The organism is Streptomyces sp. NPDC049577, from assembly GCF_040675635.1.
In the GTDB taxonomy this organism is placed as follows: Bacteria; Actinomycetota; Actinomycetes; order Streptomycetales; family Streptomycetaceae; genus Streptomyces.
On sequence record NZ_JBFAPH010000367.1, the window covers coordinates 1 to 6,033 of the forward strand.

Genomic DNA, 6,033 nt, shown 5'->3' on the forward strand with positions numbered 1-6,033 from the left:
CGAGAACTCGCTCTGGCCGGACGGCAGGTTCGTCATCACCAACGTGATCGTCTCCCAGAAGTTCCTGGCCGCCCACCCCGACGTCGTCGAGGCCGTACTGCGCGGCTCGGTCCGCACCAACGCCTGGATCGCCGCCAACCCCGACCGGGCGAAGGCGTCCGCCGACACGGCACTGAAGAGGCTCACCGGCAAGGGGCTGCCGGCCGACGTGCTCGACCCGGCCTGGCGGTCCCTCACCGTCACCGACGACCCCCTGGCCGCGACCCTGCGCGCCCAGGCCGATCACGCCGTGCGGGCCGGCCTGCTGGAGAAGCCCGACCTGACCGGCATCTACGACCTCACCCTGCTCAACAAGGTGCTCAAGGCCGAGGGAAAGCCGGCGGTCGACGCCGCGCGGCTCGGCACGCAGTAGCAGCCCGGCGACCCCGGCGGCCCCACCGGCCGCCCGCACACCAGGAGGTGACCGGATGGCCCCGGCCCTGACCACCGAGACGCCCGACCCGGCCTTCGCCGGCCACACGGACGACGCACCGGAGACGGCCGTCCGCATCGACCGCGTCCACAAGACCTACTCCGGGCGTTCGATACTGGAGGACATCACGCTGAACGTCCGGCCCGGGGAGTTCCTCTGCCTGCTGGGCGCTTCCGGCTGCGGCAAGTCGACGCTGCTCAACCTGGTCGCCGGCCTGGACCGGCCGACCGCCGGCACCATCGAGGTGCCCGGCGGCCGCCCGGCGCTGATGTTCCAGGACCACGCGCTCTTCCCCTGGCTCACCGCGGGCCGCAACATCGAGCTCGCCCTGCGGCTGCGCGGCGTGCCGCGCGGCGAGCGCCGGGCGGAGGCCGAGCGGCTGCTGGACCTCGTGCGGCTGGGCGGCGCGCACGGCAAGCGTGTCCACGAACTGTCGGGCGGCATGCGGCAGCGCGTCGCGCTCGCCCGGGCACTGGCCCAGGACAGCAGGGTGCTGCTGATGGACGAGCCGTTCGCGGCCCTCGACGCCATCACCCGCGACGTGCTGCACCACGAGCTGACCCGCATCTGGTCGGAGACGCGGCTGTCGGTGCTGTTCGTCACGCACAACGTCCGCGAGGCGGTGCGGCTCGGGCAGCGCGTCGTCCTGCTGTCCTCGCGACCGGGCCGCGTCGTCCGCGAGTGGACGGTCGGCATCCCGCAGCCGCGCCGCATCGAGGACGCGGCCGTGGCCGACCTGTCGGTCGAGATCACCGAGGAACTACGTGGGGAGATCCGCCGCCATGGCCGTCAAGACCGGGGCTGAGACCACGCGAACCGCCGAACCCGACCTGGCGGGACTGGAGGCCGGCCTGGACGCGCTGGACGCCGTCCAGGTCCGGCGCACGCCCCTGCGCGACGTCCTGGTGCGCAAGGTGCTGCCTCCCGTCACCGCCGTCGTCCTGGTCCTCGCCGTCTGGAAACTGCTCGTCGTCGCCGGCGTCACCGACGACTACAAGCTGCCCGACCCCGCGGCCGTCTGGCACAGCCTGCGCGAACTGTGGCTGCGCGGCACCCTGCTGGACATCGTGTGGACGAGCGTCTCCCGCGGTCTGCTCGGCTTCGTCGCCGCCCTCGCCATCGGCACACCGCTCGGCCTGCTGGTCGCGCGCGTGCCGTTCGTCCGGGCCGCGCTGGGGCCGGTGCTGTCGGGCCTGCAGTCGCTGCCGTCGGTGGCGTGGGTGCCCGCCGCGGTCATCTGGCTGGGCATCACGGACGCGGCCATGTACGCGGTGATCCTGCTCGGCGCCGTGCCGTCGATCGCCAACGGCCTGGTGGCGGGCATCGACCAGGTGCCGCCGCTGTACCTGCGGGCCGGCCGCACGATGGGCGCGACCGGCGCGCGCGGCGCCCGGCACGTCCTGCTGCCGGCCGCCCTGCCCGGATACCTCGCCGGGCTGAAGCAGGGCTGGGCCTTCTCCTGGCGCTCGCTCATGGCCGCCGAACTGATCGCCTCCTCCCCCGACCTGGGGCTGGGCCTCGGCCAGTACCTGGAGAACGCCCGCACGGACTCCGACATGCCGGGCGTGCTGCTCGGCATCGCCCTGATCCTGTTCGTCGGCATCGCCATCGACCTGATCGTCTTCAGCCCGCTGGAGCGGCGCGTGCTCCGCGGCCGGGGACTGGCGGCCGCCCGGTGACGGCCCTGCTGCTGATCGCCCACGGCAGCCGCGACCTCCGCCACGCGGCCACCGTCCACGCCCTGCGCCGCCGCGTGGCGGCGCGGCGGCCGGGGCTGCGGGTGGAGGCCGCCTTCCTGGACCACTGCGCGCCCTCCGTGGGCCGCTCCCTGGAGCGCCTCGCGGCGCAGGGGGTGCGGGAGGTCGTCGCGGTGCCGCTGCTGCTGACGCGGGCCTTTCACGCGAAGGCGGACGTCCCGGCGGCGCTGGCGGCCGCCCGGTCCGCCGGTCCGACGGTCCGTGTGGCCGATGTCCTGGGCCCTTCCCCCCTGCTGACCGCCGCCCTCGAACGGCGGCTGTACGAGGCGGGGCTGGACCCCGCCGACCGCTCGTCGACCGGGATCGTCCTGGCCTCGGCGGGCTCCACCGACCCGGAGGCGAACGCGGTGATCGCAGAAATCGCGCGGGAGTGGCGGCGTACCGGCTGGTGCGCCGTGCGACCCGCGTTCGCCTCCGCCCGCACCCCCTCCACGGCGGAGGCCGTCGCGGCCCTGCGCGCGGCGGGCGCCCGCCGGGTGGCCGTGGCCCCCTACGTCCTCGCCCCGGGCCGCCTCCCGGACCGCATCGCGGCGGGGGCGCGGGGCGCGGACGTGCTGGGCGATGTGCTGGGCGCGGCACCGGAGGTGGCGGAGGCGGTGCTGCGCCGGTACGAGACGGCGGCGGTCGTACGGGGTGCGGCTGCGGCTTAACGCAGCACGCTGTGCAGCAGGGTGAGGACGGCAGAGATGACGGTGAGCGCCCCGCCGAACGCGGCCCCGGCGCGGCTGAGGGCGGCGGGCCGGCCGGCCCCGTCCATCCGGGCCAGCCACCCGGCGACGGCGCCGAGCGCGGCGGCGAGGAGGAGGACCACGGCGAGGGCGAGGACGGTCACTGCGGTGGCGGTGGTGTGAGGGTTCGTCGAGTTCATGGGGCGAACTTCGCCGATATCGCGTTCGACGGGGTTCGGGCGTACGAAGATGAACGCATGGGGGCTGCCGAGTTAGAGGCGCTGGCCGCGCGGCTTCGCCTGTTGCGGGCCCGGCGCGGCCTCACGGTGGAGGCGCTGGAACGCCGGTCGGGGCTTGGGCATACGACGGTGAGCCAGGTGCTCAACGGGCGGAAGGTACCGTCGGAGGCGACGGTCGTGGCGCTGGCGCAGGCGCTGCGGGCCGATCCGGAGGAACTGCTGGCGTTACGGGTATCCGCTGCCCCGAAGAAGGCTCCGGACGCGGACACCGCCTTCGAGAAGCGCTACCGCGACTACCTCATCGGCCGGTACAGCCGGCTCACGGTCGTCGGGCTGGACCTCGAAGGGCCGGGCAAGGCGTGCTGGCCGCTGGACGCGGCGTATCTGAGTCTGGAGCTCGCCGAGCACCGGGAGTTCGACGAGCCGCACAACATCACCGTCGAGCGCGCCGAGCGCGCCCTGGCGGGCCGCAGGCGCACGCTGATCCGGGGCCTGGCGGGCAGCGGCAAGACGACACTCCTCCAGTGGCTGGCCGTCATCGCGGCGCGCCAGGACCCGCCCGAAGAGCTCGCCCACCTCGGGGAACTCATCCCGTTCGTGCTGCCCCTGCGTACGCTCGACCGGCAGACGGCCTTGCCGGCTCCCGAAGCCTTTCTGGGCGCCACGGGCAGTGTCATCGCCCCCTCGCAGCCGGCCGGGTGGGCGGATCGCGTACTCGCCGCAGGCCGTGGGCTGCTGCTCATCGACGGCCTCGACGAGGTCCCCAAGCAGCGCCGCGAGCGGACGCGCGACTGGCTGCGGGACCTGCTCGCGGCGTACCCCGACGCCCACTACCTGATCACTACCCGGCCATCGGCCGTTCCCGACCAGTGGCTCACCGACTCCGCGTTCACCGAGCTGACCGTACGGCCGATGAACAGACGCGACGTCTTCGTCTTCATCTCCCGCTGGCACTGCGCGGCGGGCGCCTCGGCCGAGTTGGAGGAGAACCTCAAGGACTCCGTGCGCAGTCAGCGTGATCTCGCCCAGCTGGCGACCACGCCGCTGATGTGCGCCCTCATCTGCGCTCTGCACCGCGACCGGCGCGGTCATCTGCCGCACAGCCGCATGGAATTGTACGAGGCGGCGCTGTCGATGCTGCTCATTCGGCGGGATCACGAGCGCGGCATCGACTCCCCCGAAGGCATCGTCCTGAACCGGCACCAGGCCGTTCAGCTCATCCAGCGGCTCGCCTACTGGCTCATCCGCAACGGCCAGGCGGAGCTGGAGGAGGAGACCGCACTGGCACTGATCGAGGAGGCGCTGCCCGCGATGCCGGCGGTGGCCGGGCAGGGGGACGCGGGGCAGGTGCTCGCGCACTTGCTCGCCCGGAGCGGGCTGCTGCGCCGCCCCACGGCCGACACGATCGACTTCGTCCACCGGACGTTCCAGGACTACCTCGGCGCCAAGGCGGCCGTGGAGGCACGGGATCTCGGCCTGCTGGTGAAGAACGCGCACGACGACCAGTGGGAGGACGTGCTGCGCATGGCGGTCGCCCATGCGCGCCCTGCTGAGCGCGCCACGCTGCTGCGGCGGCTGGTGGCTCGGGGCGACCGGACGGCCAAGCACCGGACGCGGCTGCATCTGCTGGCGATGGCGTGCCTCGCTCAGGCCACGGAGTTGGATCCGGAGATTCGGAGGGCGATCGAGAGCCGTGGGAGCGCGCTGCTGCCGCCGCGCAGCTACGAGGAAGCCAAGGAGCTTGCCGCAGCCGGCCCGGTGATCCTGGATCTCTTGCCTGGGCCACAGGGGCTTGCGAGCGACGAAGCGCAAGCAGTAGCACAGACTGCCGTGCGGGTGGGCGGCGACGCCGCGTTCACGCTTCTCCGGCACTTCCGCGCTTGTCCCGAGGCCCAGATCGTTCTGGCCGGCGCCTGGAACCTCTTCGACACTGAAGAGTACTCCCGAGAAATCCTTCGCCATCTTTCCCCGGAGATCCGTATCACGGTGTCGAGCCCATGCGAACTCAAGGCTCTCGGGCGGCTTCCCCAAAAGACCCGTCTCAGCTTCGTCGGGGACTTCACGGCAAAGGCCATCATGTCGGCCGTGGATCCCCGGCGCGTGCAGGATCTGCACATCGCGGCCAACGAGAACTCGGACATCCTGTGCTGTCTCCGTGAGCTGCCAGAGCTGGAGTCCTTGACGCTGAGCCAGATGTCTTGCGAACTGTCGCCGCTTCGGGCGCTTCCCCTGAAACAACTGACCGTGTGGTGGCACAACGAGCTGGACCTCCACACCCTGAACCCGCTGCACACGCTGGAGGAACTCAACCTTCGGACGACACTGGCTCAGTCCTCCTTGGCCGATTTCCCATCCTTCGAACGGCTCCGACGCCTGTACCTCTGGGAGGAGACTCTGGCTTCGACGACACTCAACGGCGTCCGCGAACTGACCGGGCTCGAGTTCCTCAGTCTTTTCGTGCCGGCGGTCGACAATGCGGCTCTAGGGGAGCTTCCTTCCCTCCCTCACCTCACTGAACTGCAGCTGGTGTCCCAAGACGTGAACTCACTCGTCGATTTTCCTCCGCTGCCCCTGGTCAAACGCCTCAGTCTGACTAGACCGTTGAGGTACGAGAACCTGCGTCCCATCAAGGACACCTACAGCGGCTCGGCATCAGCTGCGAACCGTTTCTGGGGAGGGTCGACCTCACTCCGTTGGCCGACATGGCCGGCCTGAAGGTCCACATGATCAACGCCGGCGAGGTGATCGGCACCGACCTCTTCCCGCCCGGCGCCGTGACCCGTCACCCCCGCCCGCGCACCTGAGCGCCGCGCTCCAGCCACTCCCCCAGCAGCCGTGCGTAGATGCGCTGCTCGGCCCTGGTGAGCAGGCGGCCGAGCCGCCCGCGCCGGTCTCGA

At 72.0% G+C, this 6,033-nt stretch carries 5 protein-coding genes and 1 pseudogene; 5 read left to right on the forward strand and 1 reads right to left on the reverse strand.

Annotated features, from left to right (window positions below):
• From AB0K09_RS28460 to AB0K09_RS28475, 4 genes and pseudogenes are all read left to right on the forward strand, one after another.
• Positions 1–412: pseudogene (locus AB0K09_RS28460) on the forward strand (sulfate ABC transporter substrate-binding protein); the annotation flags it as partial.
• Positions 413–467: 55 nt separating this feature from the next.
• Positions 468–1,277: an ABC transporter ATP-binding protein gene (locus AB0K09_RS28465; RefSeq protein ID WP_366068281.1), complete on the forward strand. Its 810-nt coding sequence runs from the start codon at positions 468–470 to the stop codon at positions 1,275–1,277.
• Complete coding sequence (locus AB0K09_RS28470) at positions 1,255–2,151, forward strand: ABC transporter permease (RefSeq protein WP_366068282.1); 897 nt, start codon at positions 1,255–1,257, stop codon at positions 2,149–2,151. Before AB0K09_RS28465 ends, AB0K09_RS28470 begins: the two co-directional genes overlap by 23 nt.
• The gene (locus tag AB0K09_RS28475; RefSeq protein ID WP_366068283.1) at positions 2,148–2,879 is read left to right on the forward strand and encodes a sirohydrochlorin chelatase; all 732 of its coding nucleotides are present in this window, start codon (positions 2,148–2,150) and stop codon (positions 2,877–2,879) included. The genes AB0K09_RS28470 and AB0K09_RS28475 overlap by 4 nt, the downstream gene beginning before the upstream one ends.
• On the opposite strand, the gene AB0K09_RS28480 is transcribed toward AB0K09_RS28475, so the two are convergent.
• Positions 2,876–3,097: a hypothetical protein gene (locus AB0K09_RS28480; protein WP_366068284.1), complete on the reverse strand. Its 222-nt coding sequence runs from the start codon at positions 3,095–3,097 to the stop codon at positions 2,876–2,878. The genes AB0K09_RS28475 and AB0K09_RS28480 overlap by 4 nt on opposite strands.
• Before the next feature lie 57 nt (positions 3,098–3,154).
• Here AB0K09_RS28480 and AB0K09_RS28485 point away from each other — a divergent pair, with 57 nt between their 5' ends.
• A complete protein-coding gene (locus AB0K09_RS28485) occupies positions 3,155–5,851 on the forward strand; it encodes an NACHT domain-containing protein (RefSeq protein ID WP_366068285.1) in 2,697 nt (898 codons plus the stop codon).
• The last annotated feature ends 182 nt before the right edge of the window (positions 5,852–6,033 follow it).

What these genes read in the sequence shown, in the direction of transcription:
- AB0K09_RS28470 (WP_366068282.1), top strand. Translation starts at nt 1,255, where the DNA reads ATGGCCGTCAAGACCGGGGCTGAGACCACGCGAACCGCCGAACCCGAC.
- AB0K09_RS28480 (WP_366068284.1), bottom strand. Translation starts at nt 3,097, where the DNA reads ATGAACTCGACGAACCCTCACACCACCGCCACCGCAGTGACCGTCCTC.
- AB0K09_RS28465 (WP_366068281.1), top strand. Translation starts at nt 468, where the DNA reads ATGGCCCCGGCCCTGACCACCGAGACGCCCGACCCGGCCTTCGCCGGC.
- AB0K09_RS28485 (WP_366068285.1), top strand. Translation starts at nt 3,155, where the DNA reads ATGGGGGCTGCCGAGTTAGAGGCGCTGGCCGCGCGGCTTCGCCTGTTG.